We start from the raw sequence: 20262 nt of genomic DNA, 5'->3' as shown, positions 1-20262 counted from the left end.
ATCGACACCTTCGAAATCTGTGCTGGCATGCAGCCTGCAGGTGACGCGTACGGCGGACTCGTACCCCGATTCGTCCGGTTCGAGTCGGCGATGGATCACTTCCACGGGTCCTCTCCCCTCACCACGGGACAGAAGACTCCCGTACTTGCGTGCAGTTGCGGGGAATTGGGCTGCTGGCCGCTGCTGGCTCGCATAAGCCTGACCGGCGACCTTGTCGTGTGGGACTGCTTCGAACAGCCCTACCGCACGACTCGTGACTACACCGCATTCGGTCCATTCCTGTTCGACCGCAACCAGTACGACAAAGCCGTCCAGGGACTCAGCACCGCAATCGCCGCCCACGAATGAAACGCCCAAGACACACCTGACCGTTGAGCAAGCGCATCAGCGAGACCGCTCTCGAGAAGATCCTGTATTGCCGCGACCCGCGCTGACCGAACCGGGCACCGCGGCATTTCGGAGGATCAACGATGCGAGGCCGTACGACAGCCAGCAGTGTGCGCGCGTGCCGAGTATGTGGCGACTTCGCCTGCACCGCCCGGTGTGATGAAACCTGGCTCCGGCGCAGCCATCAGCCGAACAGATCGGGTCAGGTCCCGCGGCGGGCCTCGACTCGCTGTCCAATCGCGATGATCGAATAGATCAGGCTCCCCACCAGCGCGACGAAGCCGACGACCAGCGATATCAAACCTTCGTTCTGATTGGCCGACCGCTGCTCGGCGTAGCTGCGCTCACGCACCGTGGAGCCATCGATCTCCTGGCAGCGATCGCCGCGGCTCATCTGCTGGTAGCCGCACGACACCCGGGTCTCGGTCAGTTTGTCGTAGCTGTTCGTGAAGCTGCCGATCGCGATCACCACACCGAACAGCACCCAGACCACAGCACGCATCGGCCATCCCCCATAACACTCGCTCCCACCGATCGTGGGCTGACAGGAGATTAGCAGCGGCTGTGGGCGTGATGACCAAGGGTCGTGCTGCGGCCGCCGCGGTTCAAAGGATCTGCGGCTCAGAACGTCCGCATCTGCCGATGGCGTGTATTCGCCTTGGCGACCTCATCGGTCATGATTGGCCCATGTCCATGATCACGATGTACTGGCCACGCGTTTCGGCCGGACAGTCACGCCCAGCAGCATTCCCGTACGACAGAGATTGGATCACTGTCGGCTGGTACGGAACTCGGCCGAAGTTGCCAGCTCGTCGATTCCTGGCAGGTTGACTGCGTCGGCGCGGCATCGACTGGATGCCCCTGTGTGAAGACGAGTTCCGCTGGTGGAATCCACCAGCGGAATGTCCCGGCCCGCTGCCACCCATAGGGACTGTGGTCGAGATCCATAGTGGCGCGTTACGACGGCTTGGATTGCACCCTCGCCAGCAGACCGGGTTCGAGGTGGCCCAGCTAGGCGTACCTGGACCTTGGCCGGGCGAACGACTTCCCTGGGGCCAGATCGAAGTCACAGCCGCCCACTGGTGCTGGCACGGAGTAACAGACATGAACGGCGGCGCATGGACCTACGGAACAGGCTATGACTGGTGGGGGCTGTACTCCACGCCTTGCTCGAACCGGCCGACAGCGGCCGACAATGAATCCACGGAGTGGCCGTTCTCGATCTACCGGTGATGCTGCTGTCAGCGCACTGTAATGCCGCATACCGCGCTGACAGCGTCGGCCATAGTCCGCAGTGTCGGGTTAGATCCGTTGCGGCTCAAGGCATCCTGACCGTGGTCTACGTGCGTTCGGGCAACGTCGGATTTGGGCCGGTGGTCGCAATGGCTGTCAGACTGGCTGGATGAACCTTGATGCACGGGCGCGGGCACTGTCCTCTTTGCACGGTTTGGCGGTAGGGGACGCGTTCGGGGCGTGTTTCGACGACGCTATCAATCATGGCGCGCTGCGGTCGCGAACCCTGTTGCCTGGGCCGTGGTTGTGGACCGACGATACGCAGATGGCGTGCTCGATTTTCGCTGTGCTCAGTGCCCACGGTCGAATCGATCAGGAGGTGCTGGCTCGTTCCTTCGCTGAGCATTACGACATCTATCGCCGATACGGGCCCGGGACAAGCCGGATCCTGCGGCTCATGCGGCAAGAGGGCTATCACTGGCGTGAACTTGCTCAACAGGCACGCGAGGGGCAGGGTTCGTGGGGCAATGGTGCCGCTATGCGAGTGGCGCCGCTGGGTGCGTGGTTCGCCGACGACCTTGACCGGGTCGTCGATGAGGCGACAGCTTCGGCGGTAGTCACTCATGCCCACCCCGATGCTGTAGCCGGTGCGGTCGCGGTGGCTGTCGCTGCTGCCTTGTTCTCGGCGCAACCGCAGCTACGCCGCAGTCAGTTTCTCGGTACAGTGGCCGCCCGGACGCCGGCTGGCCCGGTCCGAGACAAGATCAGAGAAGCCCGGGATGTCCGCGATTCTGTCACTGCGGCTGTGGAATTGGGAGTCGGACACGACACCTCCGCGCTCGATACCGTCCCGTTCTGTCTCTGGGTCGCGGCTCACCACGGCCATGATTTCGCCGACTCGTGCTGGACAGCCGCCTCGGTGGGCGGTGATCGTGACACCACATGCGCAATCATCGGCGGCATTCTCGGTGCCAGCCCCGTCCTCGAGGGCGTGCCGCCCGAATGGTTCGCGAGCTGCGAGCTGCTACCTGAATGGGCAACCGCGGCTGTACCGCTCGCATGAAAGCGCGCTGTAATGCCGCTGGGCGCGGTCGCGAATGTCCGCATCTGCCGATTACCGAGCGGGGCAATCTCGGCCCGATAGCCGGACTAGCTGAGTGGATGCGGTGGTTCCACACCTATTCGCGGGTTTTCACTCGATCTCGTCGTACTCAGCGCTTGGGCTTACCAACTCGGGGTGGGTCTGCCAGTAGGAGCCATGCAATCCAACCATCGCCCAGTGCCAGGCTTCGTCGTGGAAGACGAGACCGCGGCACGGCGTGTCCGGTTCCTCGTAGTAGTAGAACGCCATTGCGTCGGCGTCGGCCTCGGCGCGTGCCTTCCCGCCATACCGTTGCAGCACCCAAGCGAAGCGCCGCCGCTCGGCCTCCAGCGTCGCGACGTACTCATCTTCGTTACGCCACTCAGGATCAACGTCCACCCGATCAGCGTAGAGTTGGCGACCTTCCAGCGGGAAGTCCACAGCCCAAGACCTCAGCCAATGTCCGGCAATGCCGCTGGGCGCGCGTTGAGCCGACCATGATCACTGGTCGGCCTGGCCGCACGGCGAACATCCGATACTGCCGACGAGCGTGCTATCCAGCGTGGTCGCAGGCGATCTGGGGCCGGTGCGGGTGTGCGGTGATGACTGAGCTGTCGCCGGGTGGTCAGCGGCCACTGCGCGGTTTACTCACCAACGCGCGGCCGCGTTCCAGGGTGAGGCTGTACGCCAGAACAGGGTCGGCGAGCAGCGCTACCGGGGCGATGTGATCTGGAGTGCGGGGCTGCCAGTGCGTCATCGCGGCCTCGAGCGCATGCCACAGTGCCGTCGGGCCGGAGTGGTGTTCAGCGAGCGCGTTTCGCACCGCGGTGTCGAAGGCCTGGTTTCCGTAGGTGAGCCGATAGCCTGGCTGCTGCACCCGCATTCGGTACTCGTCGATGGCACGACCGATCTCGAACGCTGTGTCGTTCTGGGCAGTTTCGAGGATCTGGGCGACTTCGAGCGCGGAGTAATGCGAGGACTCATCGCTCCACAGCTCCAGCCACGGTCTCCAGTTCATTCCATGAACGCTACGAGTAGCCGCCGACGAGTTCGGCATGCGTGATGGGGCAGATGTTCGTCCAGCGATTGTCGTCAAGGCCGGCATGCCGAGTTCTGTCGCTGTGGAGCCCGTTGCAGGCTGGCGTCGTGGAAATGCTCGCGTGCAGGTCCCGACCGGTGAGCTTGACTATCGTGGAGGCGTGGGCATCATGGGCGAACTGTTTCCGGGTAAGAAGCTGCAGAACGAAGGCAGTGGTGACAGCGATGGCCAGGGCCACCATCCCGCGCTGGCGATCGACCTCGATGCGGGTGTGGTCCGGCTGTCCGGCCCCGGTACGCATCCGAACCCGCCGCAAGATTCCGACGACGACTGACCTGGAGCAGCGGCCGGTCACCAGCGGTTGCTGCCGGTGGTCGATCCGAGTGCGCGGTCGAGGCGCCGGCGCAGCGAGTTCCGCTTCCTCACGACGGCATCCAGGTCGGCAGTCGTTCAGGGAATCAGTGCTCTGACCTCCTCGGCTGACGAGCAGGTCAGCGCGCGGGTGGCGAGTGCGCGGCACGATGTCGAATCCAGTTCCCGGACGGCGGCTTTCACCAGTGGGATCGAGGGCGGGCCGACGCTGAGCTCGTGGACGCCGAGACCGAGCAGCACCGGGGCCGCGGCTGGGTCGGCGGCCGCTTCGCCGCAGACCGCGACTCGTGCCCGGCCCGTGGCTGCCCGGCTCACGGTGTCGATCAGATGCAGGACGCCGGGGTCGAGGGGGTCGGCGAGGGAGCCGAGGGATTCGTTGCCGCGTTCGGCGGCCATGGCGTATTGGGTGAGGTCGTTGGTGCCGATGCTGAGGAAGTCGACGTGGTCGGCGAAGGCGGCGGTTTTGGCCGCGGTCGCGGGGACCTCCACCATGATGCCGATGTCCAGCGGAATGTTCTGCGGGACAACTTCACTCAGAATGCGGCGGGCCTCCAGGAGTTCCGCCAGCTGGGTCACCATCGGGAACATCACCCCGACGGGGTGGTCGGCGGCGACCCGGCCGATCGCGGTCAGCTGATCGCGCAGCAGCTCGGGGCGCGCGAGGGTGAGGCGGATACCGCGCACGCCGAGGAATGGATTCGCTTCGGGTGCCTGTTCGATGTAGGGCAGCGGTTTGTCGCCGCCGACGTCGAGGGTGCGCAGGATCAGTTTGCGCCCGTCGAGGGCCTCGGCCAGGGCGCGGTAGGCCTGTTCCTGTTCGTCGATCGATGGCGCGTCCGCCCGGCCGAGGAACAGCAATTCGGTGCGGACCAGCCCGGCGAGGTCGGCGCCGTTGCGCACGGCCGCGGACGCGTCGGCGAGGTCGCTGATATTCGCCGCCACGTGCACGGTAATGCCGTCTCGGGTGACGGCGGGCTTGCCTGCGGCTACGAGGGCGGCGTCGCGCTGATGCTGTTGCGCCACAGCACGTTCGGTGAACTCGGCCAGGACCTCAGGGTCCGGATCGATGACCAGCGCACCGGTTTGTCCGTCCAGCGCGACAGTGGTCCCCGCCCCGGTCTCCAGCACGCGCGTGCCTGCGCCGACGACTGCGGGAATCCCGTGCGCGCGCACCAGAATCGCGCTGTGCGCGGTCGGGCTGCCGTTGGCCAGCACGATACCGGTGACCTGTGCCGGATTCAGCGCGGCAGCCTGGGCCGGTGTGAGATCTGCGGCGACGAGAACGCCTGCGCGGCTGACCAATCGCGTCGCACGCCCTGTCAGTTCGGCGAGCACCTGGTCGCGCACGGCCCGCAGATCACCGGCGCGCGCTCGCTGGTACTCGTCGGGCAGCCGATCCAGTTCCGCCGCACCGGCATCGAGCACGCCGGCCCAGGCGAGGGCAGCGCCCGTTCCCGCCGCGATCCGGGAATGGACGGCGTCGAGCACTTCCGTGTCGTCCAGCAGCACCTGATGCGCCGCGAAGATGCCCGCCTCCGTCCCGGCGGTGACCCGTAGCCGGTCGATTTCGGCGCGCACCCTGCTGATCGCGGCATCGAGCCTGCGTCGCTCGCCTGCAGGAGTCTCGGCTCGTCCGGGATCGTCGAAGTCGGTGGTGTCGAACCGCGCGGCGGCGAGCTGCCAGCTCGGCCCGATTCCGATGCCGGGTGAGGCGGGCAGCGGACCGGTCCCGCGCGCAACGGGCGCGACCTCGGCGACGAGGCCGGGTGCTTCGTCGAAATGGCGTGCGGCGAGGGCGAGTACCCGGTCGACGGCCTCCGCCGCGTCGGCACCGGTCGCCGCGACTTCGAGGCGGTGGCCGGCGAGTGCGCCCAGCGCGGCGAGCCGGCTCAGACTCGAGGCGGGCGCGGGACCGGCGCCGGTGGTGAGATTGCCCAGCAACACGGAACTGTCGAGTCCGCGGACCGCGCCGACCAGCCGGGCCGCGGGCCTGGCATGCAGACCGTGCGGATTGTCGACGATGAATTCGGCCCGTGACACCGGGCCGGACTCGGCGACGGCGAACCCCCGGCCGTTCCACTCGATCTCGCGGGCGAGGTCGGCGGCTCGCTGTACCTTTTCGCGCTCCGAAGTCCCGGGGGCACTCCCGGCACCCGCACCCGCACCCGCACCCGCACCCGCACCCGCACCCGCACCCGCACCCGCACCCGCACCCGCACCCGCACCCGCACCGAGGTGAGTCTGCTTGCCCACCAATGCATTCGATGCCTCGGCCGCTACCTCGTCCAGATCGGCCCCGCCCGCCGCCGACACCGCGGCCGCGATCAGACCTTCGACGAACGGCGCCGCGCACAGCCGCACCCGATGGTCGCCCGCCAGCAGCTCCAGCGCGAGTTCGGCCGAGAGCACCGCACTGCCCAGATCCATCAGCACCAGCACCCCGTCGCCGCTGTCGGCGGCGGCGATGGCCTCCGACACGGCGACGGCGTCGGTCCCGAAGGTCTGCTCGTCCAGCCCGGCCGCGATCTCGATCCGCACCGGCTGCTCGTGCAGCATCTCCCCGGCCAGCGCGGCTGCCGCGTGTGCGAGCGTGTGACTGTGCGAGACCGCGACGATCCCGATCACCGCAGCGCCTGCCTGGCCGCGGCGACAAGCAAGGTCGCGCTGGTAGCGCCCGGATCCTGGTGTCCCACACTGCGTTCCCCCAGATAGGAAGCACGGCCTTTGCGGGCGACAAGAGGGATCGTCGCGTCGCGGCCGGTCGTCGCCGCGGCCAGCGCGGCATCCAGTGCCACCGCCAGGTCTGCTCCGGCGGCAACCTGCTCGTCGAGGGCGTCGGCCGCGGGCACGAGCGCGTCGACCATCGTCTTGTCGCCCAATTCGGCCTTGCCCCGGGCGACAACGCCGCCGAGACCGGCCCGGAAAGCCGCGGCGAAGGTCGGCCCGTCGAGCTCGCCGTCGCCGGTCGCGGTGGCACCGCGCAGGAAGAACGTGCCGTAGAGCGGTCCGCTCGCGCCGCCGACGCTACGAACCAGAACCATGCCGACCTGTTTGAGTACCGCGCCCGCGGTCGGCTGGGGATCGTCATCGAGTGCGGCGACGACGGCCGCGGTGCCGCGCCGCATATTGCTGCCGTGGTCGGCGTCACCGATGGCGGCGTCGAGCGCGGTGAGTTCGTCGGCGTGTTCGTCGATCAGCGCGGCGAACGCACGCAGCCACCGCGTCGCATCGATCGTCGTCATCAGACTCCCCAGCGCAGGGCGGGGGTGCGCACCGGCGCGTCCCACAGCGACAGCAGGTCGTCGTCGAGCTTGGTCAGCGTCACCGAACACCCGGCCATCTCCAGCGAGGTGATGTAGGGGCCGACCAGTGAGCGCGCGATCTCGACGCCGTGCCCGGCGAGGATCCGGGCGACCTCGCCGAACACGATGTACAGCTCGAGCAGCGGGGTGCCACCCAGCCCGTTGACGAAGCAGATCACCTGGTCGCCCCTGGCGAATGGCAGATCGGCGAGGATCGGCTCGACCAGCATCGCGGCCACGTCCTTCGCGGGCGCGAGTGCCGTGCGGCGGCGGCCCGGCTCGCCGTGGATGCCGACGCCGATCTCCATTTCGTCCTCGCCGAGCGCGAAGGTGGGCTTGCCCGCGGCGGGGACCGTGCACGAGGTCAGTGCCATTCCCATGCTCCGGGTGCGCTCGTTCACCGTGCGCGCGACCTCGGCCACTGCCGCCAGCGGCCTGCCCTGTTCGGCCGCTGCCCCTGCGATCTTCTCGACCACCACGGTCCCGCCGACACCACGACGGCCCGCGGTGTACAGGCTGTCCTGCACGGCGACGTCGTCGTCGATGATCACCGACAGCACCGTGGCGCCGGTCTCGGCGGCGGCCAGTTCGGCGGCCATCTCGAAGTTCATCACATCACCGGTGTAGTTCTTGACCAGGTGCAGCACCCCGGCGCCCGCGTCGACGGCGGTGGTCGCGGCCACGATCTGATCCGGCACCGGCGAGGTGAAAACCTCACCGGCGCAGGCGGCGTCGAGCATGCCGAAGCCGACGAACCCGCCGTGCAGCGGCTCGTGCCCGGACCCGCCGCCCGAGAGCAGCGCCACCTTGCCCGGTGTCGGCGGCTCGGCGCGCAACACCAGCCGGTTGTCCAGGTCGACTCGCAGCTCCGGATGCGCCGCGGCCAGACCGGACAGCGCGTCGTGGATCACCGTCGCCGGATCATTGATCAGCTTCTTCATCTGCGCTCTCCTCAGATGGCCCGTGGGATCGATTCTGCCTGGGTCCGCGGACCCCGCGAGCGATTCCTCGAAAGGGCACCCTCGACCGGCGCGCCGCCCGCGCCCGTTTCCGCAGGCCGGTGCCGTCGAATTCCGCTATCGCTGCGCGGAAGCATTGCGCCTGGTCACGACAGTGGCGATAGTTCACGGCACCCGTCGAGAGGGAGTCGCCATGACCACGACCGAACCACCGCGTTCCGGCGCGCAAGCAGTCGACCGCGCGGTGCATGTGCTGAACTGCTTCCACGGGGGCGATCCGGAGCTGTCGCTGAGCGAGCTGGCGCAGCGATCGGGACTGCCGGTGAGCACCACCTTCCGGCTCGCGCAGGCCCTGGTGCGCGGCAGGCTGCTCGAGCAGGACCCGGCCACCGACCGCTACCGGATCGGGCACGGTCTGGCCTGCCTGGCCAGGCCAGCGCTGTCGCGGCTCGGCCTCGATGCCGCCGCGCCGCACCTGTACGCGCTCGCCGCCGGCATCAAGATCACCGTCAGCCTGAGTGTGCCCGATGCGGAGGAAGCCCTCACCGTCTTCCAGGCGAGGCCACCGGTGTCCTTCTGCCACAACCAGATTCCGCAGGAACGCAGACCGCTCACCGCCAGCGCCGTCGGCCACGCGCTGCTCGCGCACACACCGGCCAGGGCCGACCGCGGCAACGGCGAACTGTTCGACACCGTGCGCAGGCGCGGGTTCGCGGTGGAGGAGATCGACAGCGACGAACCGATCCGCGCGATCGCCGTCCCCGTGCTCGGGCCCGACAAGCAGGTGTGGGGCGCGCTGGGTGTGCAGGCGCGCGCGGTGCGCCTCGACCGCGATCTCGTGCGGGCCGTCGTCCCCGCGATGCACCAGATCGCCGTGCGTATCGGTCCGTATTTCCACACCGCCGCCGCTGGTACGGGATTCGACTCACCATGATTTCCACGATGCGAAAACACCATTGCCCGGTCGATATCGGCAGGCGCACTATGTAATTCGATGCGGCGCATCCTTCGCCGCACCTGTAAGGAAAGTCTCGACATGATCGAATCCCCCGCGCTCGTCCGCCGCCGAACGGTGGACCTGATGCGCCTGTCTCCCGGATTCTGTCGTAGCTGACAGCGCGGCGACATTCTCCGTCGCCGATTCGCCTTCTCGTTTCCCGGTAATCCGTTCGCGCGGATCGTCGCGGCGTGCGCCCGTGTGGCCCGCCGCGCGGTCACGCGTGCCGTCGAAAGAACTCCCCATCATGTTGTCCACCATCTTCCGACGACGTCCGCTGCGTGCGCTCGCCGCCGCGCTCGTCGCTCCCGCCGCCCTCGCGGTGGTCACCGCGTGCGGCTCCGTCGAGGCGCCGACGACCGCCGACGGCAAGACCGTGCTGCGCTATCAGGGCCAGACCGGCTTGGTCACCGCCTACGAACTCGCCGACAACCTCGGCTACTTCAGCAAGATCAGCTTGCAGTGGGAGGGTGATACCACCAGCGGACCGGCCAATATCCAGGCCGCCGCCACCAAGCAGATCGAATTCGGCAGCGCGTTCAACGGCGCGGTGGTCAAGCTCGCCGCCGGTGGCGCCCCCGTGCAGTCGGTACTGAGTTCCTATGGTTCCGACGCCAAGTCCTACACCGGCTACTTCGTCCGCGAGGACTCCGGGATCACCAGCGCCCGCGACCTGATCGGCAAGAAGGTCGGCGTCAACACCCTCGGCGCGCACCACGAGTTCGTCACCCGTGAATGGCTGCACCGGCAGGGCCTGACCGAGGCCGAGATCAAGCAGGTCCAGCTGATCGTGGTGCCGCCGGTCAATACCGAGGAAGCGTTGCGCAGCGGTCAGATCGACGTCGGCGCGCTGAACAGCGTGTGGCGCGAGACCGCCGTCGGGCGCGGTGGGGTGCGACCGCTGTTCACCGACACCGCCATCTTCGGCGAATTCGATTACGGCACCTATGTTTTCCGCAAGGATTTCATCGCGGAGAACCCCGAAGCGGTCAAGGATTTCGTGCAGGGCACGGCCCGTGCGACCCGCTGGTTGCAGATCACGCCGCGCGATGAGGTGATCGCCAAGTTCACCGACATCATCACCAAGCGCGGCCGCAACGAGAATCTGAAACTGCTCGACTACTGGCGCAGCTCCGGCATTCCGGTGCCGGGTGCGGTGATCGCGGACAAGGAGATCCAGATCTGGATCGACTGGCTCGAGCGCAACGGGGAACTGCCCAAGGGCAAGATCGCCGCCACCGATCTGTTCACCAACAAGGACAACCCCTACGCCAACGGCACCTACCAGCCGGCCAGCGGCCCGACCGGAGAGGTGGTGGCCGCGAAATGAGCAGCACTACAGCGAAACTCGCGCTGCACGGCGTAGGCAAGCAGTTCGCCGTCCGTGGCGCGGCCGAGAAGTTCACCGCGATCGACGACATCACGATCGAGGTCGGGGCCGGCGAATTCCTCGTCCTGGTCGGGCCGAGCGGTTCCGGCAAGTCCACCCTGCTCGACCTGCTCGGCGGCCTGAGCACACCGAGCTCGGGGCAGATCCTGCTCGACGGCGCACCGATCACCGGCCCCGGCCTCGACCGCGGTGTGGTGTTCCAGCAGTACGCGCTGCTGCCGTGGCGCACCGCCCGCGCCAATATCCAGTTCGGGCTCGAAGCCAAGGGTGTCGCCCGCAAGGAGCGCAGGCAGATCGCCGACCACTACCTGGAACTGGTCGGCCTGGCCGGGTTCGGCGACCGCTACCCGCACGAGCTGTCCGGCGGCATGAAGCAGCGCGTCGCGATCGCCCGCAGCCTGGCCTTCGACCCGGAGGTCCTGCTGATGGACGAACCGTTCGCCGCGCTCGACGCCCAGACCAGGGAGTCGCTGCAGGACGAACTGCTGCGCATCTGGCGCACGACCGGCAAGACCATCCTGTTCATCACCCACGGCATCGACGAGGCCGTGTATCTCGGTCAGCGCGTCGCGGTGCTCACCTCCCGGCCGGGCCGGGTCAAGGCCGTGATCGACATCGACATCGACCGCACCGGCGACAACGATGTCCGCTCCAGCGAACAGTTCCGCGACTACCGCCACCGCATCTGGACCGAACTGCAGAGCGAGGTGAGCCGGGCCCAGCGGCTCGAACTCGCGACCGACGACAGCGCCGCTGCCGCGGACGCGTCCACCGACAGGAGTCCCGCCCATGTCTAGCGCCGTCCCCCTGCTCGTCCGCCCGAGCGAGGTCACCGCCGAACCGGCCACGCCGCGCGGCACCGTCGCGATCCCCAGGCCGGTCCTCCCGGCCGGACTCGTCCGCGCCGCCCGCACCAGCGCCACCACTCTGGTGCGCATCACCAAGCCGCTGCTCGCCTTCGTGCTGCTGCTCGGCGCGTGGGAACTCGCGCCGCGCCTCGGCGTGGTCGACGAGGTGTTCCTGCCACCGTTCTCGGTGGTCGTGCAGGCCTTCGCCGAACTCACCGCCAACGGGCAACTGGGCGAGCATGTTTCGGCCAGCCTCACCCGCTCGGTCACCGGCTTCTCCATCGCCCTGGTGATCGCGGTGCCGGTGGGGATCGCCATCGCCTGGTACAAGCCGGTGTCGGATTTCCTGAATCCGGTCCTCGAGCTGTTCCGCAACACCGCCGCGTTGGCGCTGCTGCCGGTGTTCGTCCTGATTCTCGGGATCGGCGAGACGTCGAAGATCGCGCTGATCGGCTACGCCACCTTCTTCCCGATCCTGCTCAACACCATCACCGGCGTCCGCACCGTCGATCCGCTGCTGGTGAAATCGGCGGTGTCGCTCGGCTTCTCGCCGATCAGGCTGTTCCAGAAGGTGATCCTGCCCGCGGCAGTCCCGTCCATCTTCACCGGAATCAGGATGGCGGCGGCGGGCTCGATCCTCGTGCTCATCGCCGCGGAGATGGTCGGCGCCCGCGCCGGCCTCGGCTACCTCATCACCGCGGCCCAGCAGAACTTCCAGATCCCGCAGATGTACGCGGGCATCGTGGCCATCTCGCTGATCGGCCTCGGTTTCAACTTCGCCCTCGTCGCACTGGAACGCCGCCTGTCGCGCTGGCGCACCTCACCGGCCGACGCCTGACCAGGAGTTCCCCATGTCCCGCAAGACCTTCCATCTCAACGCCTTCCTGATGGGCGTCGGCCACCACGAGGCCGCCTGGCGCCACCCGCGCACCGACGCGCACCGCGTGCTCGACGTCCGGCATTTCCAGAACCTGGCCCGCATCGCCGAGCGGGGCAAGCTCGACTCGGTGTTCTTCGCCGACACCCTCGCCGTCGGCCCGCGCATCGAACGCAACACCCTCGCGGTGTTCGAGCCGGTGACGCTGCTGTCGGCGATCGCCACCGCCACCGAGCGGATCGGCCTGATCGCCACCGCCTCGACCAGCTACAACGAGCCGTTCAACCTGGCCCGCAAGTTCGCCTCGCTCGACCACATCAGCGCGGGCAGGGCGGGGTGGAACATCGTCACCTCCGGCAGTGTCGACGAGGCCTACAACTTCGGCCTCGACGCGATTCCCGAGCACGCCCGACGCTACGAGCGGGCCGAGGAGTTCGTCGACGTGGCTGTCGGGCTCTGGGACAGCTGGGAATCCGAGGCGATCGTGCTCGACACCGAGGCGGGCGTCTTCGCCGACCCCACCCGAGTACACACCCTCGACTACGCCGGGGAGCGATTCCGGGTGCGCGGCCCGCTCAATTCGCCGCGCGGCCCGCAGGGCAGGCCGCTGCTGGTGCAGGCCGGGTCATCGGAGTCGGGCAAGGAGTTCGCCGCGCACCGTGCCGAGGCGGTGTTCACCGCGCAACGCACCGTGGAAGAGGGCGTCCGGTTCTACCGCGATCTCAAGGCACGGCTGGCGAAGTACGGTCGCGCCGAGCACGAACTCAAGGTGCTGCCCGGCCTCGTTCCGTTCATCGCCGACACCGTCGAGGAGGCCAGGGCGCTAGAGCAGGAGTTCACCGACCTGATCTCGCCCGACTACGCGCTGCGCCAGCTCTCGTCCATGCTCGGCGTCGACCTCACCGCGCACGCACTGGACGCACCGCTGCCCCCGTTGCCCGCCGAGAGCGAGATAGAGGGTGGCAAGAGCCGCTTCACGCTGGTCAAGGAGCTGGCCGAAACCGAGGATCTCACGGTGCGCCAGCTCATCGGCAAGCTGGGCGGCGGCCGTGGACACCGTACGTTCGCCGGTACCCCCGAGCAGGTGGCCGACGAGCTGCACACCTGGTTCGACGCGGGCGCGGCCGACGGCTTCAACATCATGCCGCCGTACCTGCCCGGCGGCCTCGAGGACTTCGTCGACCGGGTGGTGCCGATCCTGCAGGAACGCGGCCTGTTCCGCGCCGACTACGAATCCACCACGCTGCGTGGTCATTACGGGCTCGACCCCGTCGAAAGCCAGTTCGCCCAGCGTGATTCACGGGTGAGCGCCTGATGCACACCCGGCGACTCGACATCGAGCTCATGCGGGTGGTGAGCAGCGCCTGTCCGGGCCGATGACCACCCCCGTCCCAGCCTGCTCCACCGAAGGACCAACGACATGACCACCATCGAAAGCCCCCGCACCGCCACCACGCTGGAGATCGCCCCGGTCGCCGGGCACCTCGGCGCCGAAGTCACCGGCATCGACCTGCGCCAGGAACTGACCGACGCCAACGTCGACGAGCTCACCGCGGCACTGCACCGGCACAAGGTGCTGTTCTTCCGTGATCAGCAGATCGGCCACGCCGAGCAGATCGCGTTCTCCCGCCGCTTCGGCGCCGTCACCCCGTCACACCCCTACGACGACGACGCGCCCACCGAGCACCCGGAGATCCTCGCCGTCGACAGCCGCCTCTACGAGAAGCGGTTCGGCCGCAAGAAGTTCAGCTACACCAACCAGTGGCATACCGATGTCTCCCCGCTGATCAACCCGCCCGCCGCCTCCATCCTGCGCGCGGAGATCGCCCCGGAGCGTGGCGGCGACACCCAGTGGACCAATCTGGCCGCCGCCTACGCCGGTCTGCCGGAATCGCTGCGCACCTTCCTCGACGGCCTGCGCGCCGAACACCGCTTCGGTGGCCGGATCCCGCCGTGGGACGCCGACAGCGACTACGCCCGCAAGATCGCGGCCTCGCCGCTGGTGACCGAGCACCCGGTGGTGCGGGTGCATCCGGTGACCGGTGAGCGGGTGCTGTTCGTCAATCCCGGCTTCACCACCCGGATCATCGGCCTGACCCCACCACAGAGCGATGCCCTGCTGCAGCTGCTCTTCGACGAGATCTCCCACCCCGCCTACACCGTCCGGTTCCGGTGGGACAAGGGCAGCATCGCGTTCTGGGACAACCGGGCCACCGCCCACCTGGCCCCGAGCGACCTCGATCATCTCGACGTCACCCGGGTGCTCTACCGCACCACCCTCGAGGGCGATATCCCGGTCGGCGTCGACGGTGTGGCGTCCAGCTCGGTGGCCGGCGCGAAATTCACCGGCGCCTGACAACCCCTCCGGTGCCCGGTCTTCCGGGCCGGGCACCGGTTTTTCGACAGGAGAACGATTCGATGAGCGAAACCTGGCACGCGAGTACGGATGTCCTGGTGATCGGCGGCGGTCCGGCCGCCTCCTGGGCGGCGATCCACGCCCGGGAGTCCGGCGCCGACGTGATCCTGGTCGACAAGGGGTACTGCGGAACCAGTGGCGCCACGGCGCCGTCGGGCACCGGCGTCTGGTACGTCGCGCCGGAAGCCGAGGCGCGCGCGTCGGCCAAGGCGGCCCGCGAAGCGCTGGGCGGCCACCTCGCCGACCACTACTGGATGGACCGCGTCCTCGACCAGACCTACACGAACATGAACCGGCTCGCCGTCGAAGGCCGCTACCCGTTCCCGGTCGACCCGGCGACCGGCGAGCAATGGCGCACCGGTGTGCAAGGGCCGGAGTACATGCGCCGGATGCGCGCCTGGCTCCAACGGATCGGCGTCCACATCCACGATCACTCCCCCGCACTGGAACTGCTCGTCGACGACTCGGGCGCGGTGCGCGGCGCCGCGGGTCACCAGCGTCAGCTCGACCGCGACTACCGGATCACCGCGGGCGCGGTGGTGCTGGCCTCCGGTGGGTGCGCGTTCCTGTCCGGGGCGCTGGGCACCAATGTCGACACCGGCGACGGCGCGCTGATGGCCGCGGAGGTCGGCGCCAGGTTCTCGGGGATGGAATTCTCCAACGCCTACGCGATCGTGCCGAAGGGCTCCACGATCACCAAGACCGCGTACTACGGCTACGCCACCTTCTTCGGCGAGGACGGACGGGTACTGGAAGACGCGGGCTCCACCAGGGGCCGGTCGGTGATCGCGCGAACCCTGGTGCAGGAGAAGGTGTTCGCTCAGCTCGATCGCGCCGACGCGACCGTGCAGGCGCAGATGCGCCTCGGTCAGCCGAACTTCTTCCTCCAGTTCGACCGGCGCGGCATCGACCCGTTCACCCAGCGTTTCGAGATCGACCTGCTCGCCGAGGGCACCGTACGCGGCACCGGCGGCCTCGATGTGGTCGACGACGACTGCGCCACCACGGTTCCAGGCTTGTTCGCGGCAGGCGACGCGGCGACCAGGGAGCGCATCTGTGGCGGCTTCACCGGCGGCGGGAGTCACAATGCGGCGTGGGCGATGTCGTCGGGCAGCTGGGCCGGGGCGGGCGCCGCGCGCCATGCACGCTCGGCGTCGCCTGGCGGCGAGGTCGAGGGCGCGGGCCGAGTCGGGTTGCGGCCCAGCGGTTCCGGATCACTGACCGCCGTCGAGGTGGTGAAGGCCGCGCAGCACGAGCTGATCCCGTTCGAGAAGAACTATCTGCGCCACGGCGATCGGCTGCGGCCCGCGCTCGCCCGACTTGACGAGCTGTGGACCGCGGCAGCCGCGGAATTGGGTGGGGCGACCGGCGACGAGCGGGTGCGGGCCAGGCAGGCCGCGGCGATCACCGCGGTGGGCAGGCTGATGTATCGATCGACGTTGTCGCGCAGCGAGACTCGCGGCATGAGCAAACGCGCCGACCATCCCGGCACCGACCCGGCACAGCATCACCATGTGGTCTCCGGCGGACTCGACGCACCGTGGACCGGCACGGCGCAGACCCACAACTCCGGCCTGGCGGTGGCGTCGTGATCGAACTGCTGCGGGCACAGGACTGCATCGGCTGCGACAAGTGCGTGCTGGCCTGCCCCACCAACGTCTTCGATCGCACCGACACCGGAATACCGGTTATCGCGCGGCAATCCGATTGCCAGACCTGCTTCATGTGCGAGGCCTACTGCCCGGCGGACGCGCTCTACGTCGCTCCCGATGCCGCACCGCTCGCACCGACGGCCACGCTGCCGACCGAGCAGATCGGCCGATACCGCGAGAAGCTCGGCTGGGGCAACGGCCGGACCGCGGGCGCCCGTCTCGCGGTGGGTCCGCGCTTACCGCACGGCGCACCGCCGCCCCGGCTCAACCCCTGAGGACGTCCTCCGGCAACCGAAGCGCGCCGAAGAGCGGATCGTCGTAGACGGTGGGTTCGACGACCGGCTCCGGCACCCGGAGCAGGTCGGCGGTACTCACCTCGGCGAAGTCGTATCGCCCGCTCTCGCACTGCAATTCGACCAGCTTGATCGCCGAGACCGTGTCGTCGAGGGTGAAGTCGGCGAAGCCGTCCTCCGCGAACGCCGCGCGCAGCGGCTCGACCGGCATGGGGCGGGTGGCGTGGGCCAGCGCCAGATACGGGCGCAGCGGCTCACCGAACTCGGGGATCCGCTCCCGGATCCACACGTCGGTCAGCGCGCCGGTCAGGTCCGTGCGCACACTCAGCAGCTCCGCGGGCAGGGCGATCGGCAGGCGGACCGAGTCGGCGGCGACCACCGGCGGGCCGAACGCGATCTGGAACGGCGCGTGGTCGGCCAGCCGCGCCCTGGCGCCGGCGACCAGCGCCGCCAGGTGCACCCCCTTCACCCCGTCGACGAAGCCGATCCCCTGCACGCCGATGCGCAGGCGGGCCGCGTCGACCTGCTCGAGACCGGGCAGCCGGGCGATGGTGGGTGCGAAGATCTCCACCAGCTTGTCGGCGACCGGCTGGGTCGGGGTGACCTGCCAGTCATAGAACGAACGTCCCGGAGTCCACCCCGGTCGCCACCACCAGCGGCTGGCAACAGTCATCTCGCCCGCGATCATGGTCCCACCTCCCGATCTCCGCCGCCGCTTCCAGCGACCACCCGGACCGGCAGATCTGTCCGCCATCGACAGCTTCGACCAGTCACCCCGACACGCACCGGACACGATCGGCACCCATGCTGCGATGCCAGTTACCTCTCAGCGACGCTATTACCGGCACGGGGCACCCGCAACACGGCGAGACCGATCCGTTGTACCTTCGATCCCTAGTCCACGCTTTTCACGGCGACCGGCCGACTCGCACTACACTGACCGTCATGCCTGTTCGTCGGCTGATCGCGCTGTCCGCGTTTGCCCTCCTGCTTCCCTTCGCCGCGTCCGCCTGCACCATGACGGGCCACGGCACCACCTCCGAGTGCACCGTCAGCGGCTGCACCGTCACCTTCGATCGCGGGGTGAACGCGAAGGCCTCGGTCCTCGGCATCGATGCCGAACTGGTCGCCGTCGACGGTGACGTGGTCACCTTGAGCGTCGGCGGTCAGCAGGTCACGGTGCCGGTCGGGCAGTCGCAGGCATCCAACGGCATGGATGTCCGGGTCAGGGAAGTGACCCAGGACAAGGTCGTCGTCGTGTTGTCGACGGGCCTGAACCAGAACTGACGCAACGGATTCGCGGGCCTGATCAGCCCAGCACGTTCGGCTGGTCCAGGATCCAGCGCCAGCTACCGTCGGGCTGCCTGCGCGCCACCTCGACGGTGGCGCCGGTGCCGCCGGGCAGCCGCGACGAGGTGAGTGCGAGATCGCCGGCTTGCAGAGCGGGCGCCTGGGGCCCCGGCTGGAACACCGGACGGTCGGCAACCAGGCGCGCGTAGGCCGCCCGGATCTCCTCGATCCCCGTCGCCACGACCCCGTGCGGCAGGGCGAGCACCGCATCGGATTCGTACAATTCGACCAGGCCGTCCACGTCGCCGGCATTGAGCCGTTCGACCACCAGCCGGCTCAGATCCTCCGGACGCTGCGCTCGTTCCCGCACGCCGTCGACACTGTCGGTCATCGTCACCCTCCTCGACATGGGCTGTGCGCCAACGGTAACGCCGGGGTCCGACAGAACCGGACGTCCGTCTCAGTGCCCGTCGTGCGTGTCCACGGAGAACCGGTACCAGTTCCCGTCGAACGGCGTGTAGACCGGCCGGTACACCGACGGGACGTGCACCGGCGGGCGGGCACCGGCGGGAAAGTGCGCCAGGCCGCCGAGCGAGTCACCGATCCCGAACAGGCAGCCGCCGTCCCGGCTCGCGATCGAGGACACCCGGACGACCCCCACCCAGCCGCCGTCGGCGTCGTCGCACGACCCGTGCGCCGCCTCGCTCATCGCCGATTCTGACAGCCACCACGCCACCCGATCCGGGATGCCCGCCGCCGCGATGCCGATCCCGATCAGGACCACCAGCGGCGCGATCGCCACGGTGCCGTAGCGGCGGTATCGCGCACACCCGATCGGCGCGAAGACCATCCACAGCACCCCGGCGACCAGCAGCGCGAGGACGGCGACGACCACGACAAGCAGGTCGAACTCGGTGGCGTCGTTCAGCAGCAGGGCGAGGATCGCCCCGGTCGCCAGCGTCACCGACGTGCGCATCGCCAGCACCCAGCGCCGGGTCGGTGGCAGGGCCTCGGTCTCCACGGTGGTCATGGCCCCACCCTACGGAGCCCCGGCCGATCCGCCCGCCGGTCAAATGACGAAACCCCCGAAAGCCGAGGGGCTTTCGGGGGTTTCGCGCGCACAGGTCACACCGTCACAGCGGCGGGAATCCCGCAGAGCCGGTCGCCATCCAGTTCCAGAAACCGGCGGCACGGTTGACCAGCAGGGCAATGACGTCGAGAGCAGTGCTTCCCATCAAGCTTCCTAACATTCGGACGAACGATTCGCCTGCCCACCATAGCAACTAGCTGGCGCTGATCACGACGCGATATCGCCGACGTTGGAGCATTACCAGCGAGCGCGCTCGTGTATTCGTCTCGCCGACAACGTGATCGCCGTTTCAGCAGGTGAGGCGGGTGCCGACGCGGAATCGACCCGGTGCCCGAGTTCCGCTCGCGGTCGGCACGTCGGACGATCAATTGCCGGTCGAGGCGCATTTCCGACCGGCACGGACGGTCCACAGAATTTCGCCGTCGAAATATATAGTACCGAGGGAGCAAACCTTTCCGAAGTGAGACCGGTGACGCCCGACGAACACGGTGAGGACCGATGGCAGGCAACAGATACGAGCTCCTGCACCGACCCTTGTTCGCCCGCGCCCCGCTCGATCAGGGCAACGCGGCCAGTCGCATCAGCGCCTACATCTACGGCAACGTCCTGATCCTCGCCGCACTGATCCCGGTCTCGCCGTCCGCCGAGAATGTCGGCATCCTCGTCGTCATCGGCACCGCCTTGTCCACGTTCATCGCGCACTCCTTCGCCGAGAGCGTCGGTCGATCGGTGCGGCACTACCCACCGCGCTCCACACCGCAGCGCTGGGCGAATCTGCGCGACTCGCTGCCCATCCTCAGCTCGGCGGTGGTGCCCTGCGCGATCCTGGCGGCCGCGGCCTTCGGGTGGCTCGAACCGCGCACCGCGCAAATACTCGCGGAGGTGGTGATGCTGGTCCGGATCGGCGGCATCGCCTTCGTCATCCATCGGCTCCAGGGGCGAGGTCCCGACCGTTCGACACTGGTCGGAGCGGTACTCCTGAGCTGCGCGGCCACCACCGTCGTGGCGATCAAGGTGATCTTGACCCACTGACCGG

The 20262-nt window shown here is 68.4% G+C and carries 23 protein-coding genes; 13 read left to right on the top strand and 10 right to left on the bottom strand.

The features are described from left to right. The coding region (locus ACFWF2_RS21200; RefSeq protein ID WP_379309153.1) for a hypothetical protein at window positions 1–348 on the top strand (348 nt) is incomplete at its 5' end. A gap of 241 nt (window positions 349–589) precedes the next feature. Here ACFWF2_RS21200 and ACFWF2_RS21195 read toward each other — a convergent pair. Next, window positions 590–871, bottom strand: coding sequence for a hypothetical protein (locus ACFWF2_RS21195; RefSeq protein WP_379309152.1), 282 nt, complete (start codon window positions 869–871; stop codon window positions 590–592). Window positions 872–1789: 918 nt separating this feature from the next. Between ACFWF2_RS21195 and ACFWF2_RS21190 the strand changes: the two genes are divergently transcribed. Further along, window positions 1790–2683, top strand: a complete 894-nt coding sequence (locus ACFWF2_RS21190; RefSeq protein WP_379309151.1) for an ADP-ribosylglycohydrolase family protein — start codon at window positions 1790–1792, stop codon at window positions 2681–2683. 129 nt (window positions 2684–2812) lie between these two features. Here ACFWF2_RS21190 and ACFWF2_RS21185 read toward each other — a convergent pair whose 3' ends face one another. Both ACFWF2_RS21185 and ACFWF2_RS21180 read right to left on the bottom strand, forming a co-directional pair. After that, complete coding sequence (locus tag ACFWF2_RS21185; RefSeq protein WP_379309150.1) at window positions 2813–3142, bottom strand: hypothetical protein; 330 nt, start codon at window positions 3140–3142, stop codon at window positions 2813–2815. Between the two features lie 184 nt (window positions 3143–3326). Next, window positions 3327–3719, bottom strand: coding sequence for a hypothetical protein (locus tag ACFWF2_RS21180; protein ID WP_379309148.1), 393 nt, complete (start codon window positions 3717–3719; stop codon window positions 3327–3329). A gap of 181 nt (window positions 3720–3900) precedes the next feature. Here ACFWF2_RS21180 and ACFWF2_RS21175 point away from each other — a divergent pair, with 181 nt between their 5' ends. Next, window positions 3901–4074 (top strand): hypothetical protein, encoded by a 174-nt coding sequence (locus tag ACFWF2_RS21175; RefSeq protein ID WP_379309154.1) that lies wholly within the window; start codon window positions 3901–3903, stop codon window positions 4072–4074. A 116-nt stretch (window positions 4075–4190) separates the two neighbouring features. On the opposite strand, the gene ptsP is transcribed toward ACFWF2_RS21175, so the two are convergent. The 3 genes from ptsP to dhaK are packed head-to-tail and all read right to left on the bottom strand — an operon-like array spanning window position 4191 to window position 8355. Continuing rightward, window positions 4191–6737 carry a phosphoenolpyruvate--protein phosphotransferase gene (gene ptsP, locus ACFWF2_RS21170; RefSeq protein ID WP_379309147.1) on the bottom strand — a complete coding sequence of 849 codons (2547 nt, stop codon included), beginning with the start codon at window positions 6735–6737 and terminating at the stop codon, window positions 4191–4193. Beyond that, window positions 6734–7354, bottom strand: a complete 621-nt coding sequence (gene dhaL, locus ACFWF2_RS21165) for a dihydroxyacetone kinase subunit DhaL (RefSeq protein ID WP_379309146.1) — start codon at window positions 7352–7354, stop codon at window positions 6734–6736. The genes ptsP and dhaL overlap by 4 nt, the downstream gene beginning before the upstream one ends. Continuing rightward, a complete protein-coding gene (gene dhaK / locus ACFWF2_RS21160) occupies window positions 7354–8355 on the bottom strand; it encodes a dihydroxyacetone kinase subunit DhaK (RefSeq protein ID WP_379309145.1) in 1002 nt (333 codons plus the stop codon). Before dhaK ends, dhaL begins: the two co-directional genes overlap by 1 nt. Before the next feature lie 211 nt (window positions 8356–8566). Between dhaK and ACFWF2_RS21155 the strand changes: the two genes are divergently transcribed. After that, on the top strand, window positions 8567–9307 hold the full coding sequence (locus ACFWF2_RS21155) for an IclR family transcriptional regulator (protein ID WP_379309144.1): 741 nt from the start codon (window positions 8567–8569) through the stop codon (window positions 9305–9307). Window positions 9308–9355: 48 nt separating this feature from the next. On the opposite strand, the gene ACFWF2_RS21150 is transcribed toward ACFWF2_RS21155, so the two are convergent. Then, window positions 9356–9631, bottom strand: coding sequence for a hypothetical protein (locus ACFWF2_RS21150; protein ID WP_379309143.1), 276 nt, complete (start codon window positions 9629–9631; stop codon window positions 9356–9358). On the opposite strand from ACFWF2_RS21150, the gene ACFWF2_RS21145 reads away from it, so the two are divergent. The 7 genes from ACFWF2_RS21145 (at window position 9618) to ACFWF2_RS21115 (ending at window position 16828) form a co-directional block, all read left to right on the top strand. Next, window positions 9618–10700 carry an ABC transporter substrate-binding protein gene (locus ACFWF2_RS21145; RefSeq protein ID WP_379309142.1) on the top strand — a complete coding sequence of 361 codons (1083 nt, stop codon included), beginning with the start codon at window positions 9618–9620 and terminating at the stop codon, window positions 10698–10700. The genes ACFWF2_RS21150 and ACFWF2_RS21145 overlap by 14 nt on opposite strands. Next, a complete protein-coding gene (locus ACFWF2_RS21140) occupies window positions 10697–11557 on the top strand; it encodes an ABC transporter ATP-binding protein (protein ID WP_379309141.1) in 861 nt (286 codons plus the stop codon). Before ACFWF2_RS21145 ends, ACFWF2_RS21140 begins: the two co-directional genes overlap by 4 nt. Further along, entirely contained in the window at window positions 11550–12446 is an 897-nt protein-coding gene (locus ACFWF2_RS21135; RefSeq protein ID WP_379309140.1) for an ABC transporter permease, read from the top strand. The genes ACFWF2_RS21140 and ACFWF2_RS21135 overlap by 8 nt, the downstream gene beginning before the upstream one ends. A 13-nt stretch (window positions 12447–12459) precedes the next feature. Then, on the top strand, window positions 12460–13800 hold the full coding sequence (locus ACFWF2_RS21130) for an LLM class flavin-dependent oxidoreductase (RefSeq protein ID WP_379309139.1): 1341 nt from the start codon (window positions 12460–12462) through the stop codon (window positions 13798–13800). A gap of 105 nt (window positions 13801–13905) precedes the next feature. Next, on the top strand, window positions 13906–14841 hold the full coding sequence (locus ACFWF2_RS21125; RefSeq protein WP_379309138.1) for a TauD/TfdA dioxygenase family protein: 936 nt from the start codon (window positions 13906–13908) through the stop codon (window positions 14839–14841). Between the two features lie 62 nt (window positions 14842–14903). Further along, window positions 14904–16493, top strand: coding sequence for an FAD-binding protein (locus ACFWF2_RS21120; protein ID WP_379309137.1), 1590 nt, complete (start codon window positions 14904–14906; stop codon window positions 16491–16493). Beyond that, the gene (locus tag ACFWF2_RS21115; protein WP_379309136.1) at window positions 16490–16828 is read left to right on the top strand and encodes a 4Fe-4S dicluster domain-containing protein; all 339 of its coding nucleotides are present in this window, start codon (window positions 16490–16492) and stop codon (window positions 16826–16828) included. The genes ACFWF2_RS21120 and ACFWF2_RS21115 overlap by 4 nt, the downstream gene beginning before the upstream one ends. On the opposite strand, the gene ACFWF2_RS21110 is transcribed toward ACFWF2_RS21115, so the two are convergent. Then, window positions 16818–17519, bottom strand: coding sequence for a hypothetical protein (locus ACFWF2_RS21110; RefSeq protein ID WP_379309135.1), 702 nt, complete (start codon window positions 17517–17519; stop codon window positions 16818–16820). The genes ACFWF2_RS21115 and ACFWF2_RS21110 overlap by 11 nt on opposite strands. A 272-nt stretch (window positions 17520–17791) precedes the next feature. Between ACFWF2_RS21110 and ACFWF2_RS21105 the strand changes: the two genes are divergently transcribed. Then, complete coding sequence (locus tag ACFWF2_RS21105; RefSeq protein ID WP_189028041.1) at window positions 17792–18133, top strand: hypothetical protein; 342 nt, start codon at window positions 17792–17794, stop codon at window positions 18131–18133. Between the two features lie 22 nt (window positions 18134–18155). Here ACFWF2_RS21105 and ACFWF2_RS21100 read toward each other — a convergent pair whose 3' ends face one another. Both ACFWF2_RS21100 and ACFWF2_RS21095 read right to left on the bottom strand, forming a co-directional pair. Beyond that, complete coding sequence (locus ACFWF2_RS21100) at window positions 18156–18527, bottom strand: YybH family protein (RefSeq protein WP_379309133.1); 372 nt, start codon at window positions 18525–18527, stop codon at window positions 18156–18158. 69 nt (window positions 18528–18596) lie between these two features. Continuing rightward, complete coding sequence (locus ACFWF2_RS21095) at window positions 18597–19166, bottom strand: hypothetical protein (protein ID WP_379309132.1); 570 nt, start codon at window positions 19164–19166, stop codon at window positions 18597–18599. 558 nt (window positions 19167–19724) lie between these two features. On the opposite strand from ACFWF2_RS21095, the gene ACFWF2_RS21090 reads away from it, so the two are divergent. Further along, entirely contained in the window at window positions 19725–20258 is a 534-nt protein-coding gene (locus tag ACFWF2_RS21090) for a hypothetical protein (RefSeq protein ID WP_379309131.1), read from the top strand. Window positions 20259–20262 lie beyond the last annotated feature (4 nt).

This window comes from Nocardia sp. NPDC060259 (genome assembly GCF_042728775.1).
Taxonomy (GTDB): Bacteria; Actinomycetota; Actinomycetes; order Mycobacteriales; family Mycobacteriaceae; genus Nocardia.
This window is presented reverse-complemented; position numbering and strand designations above follow the sequence as displayed.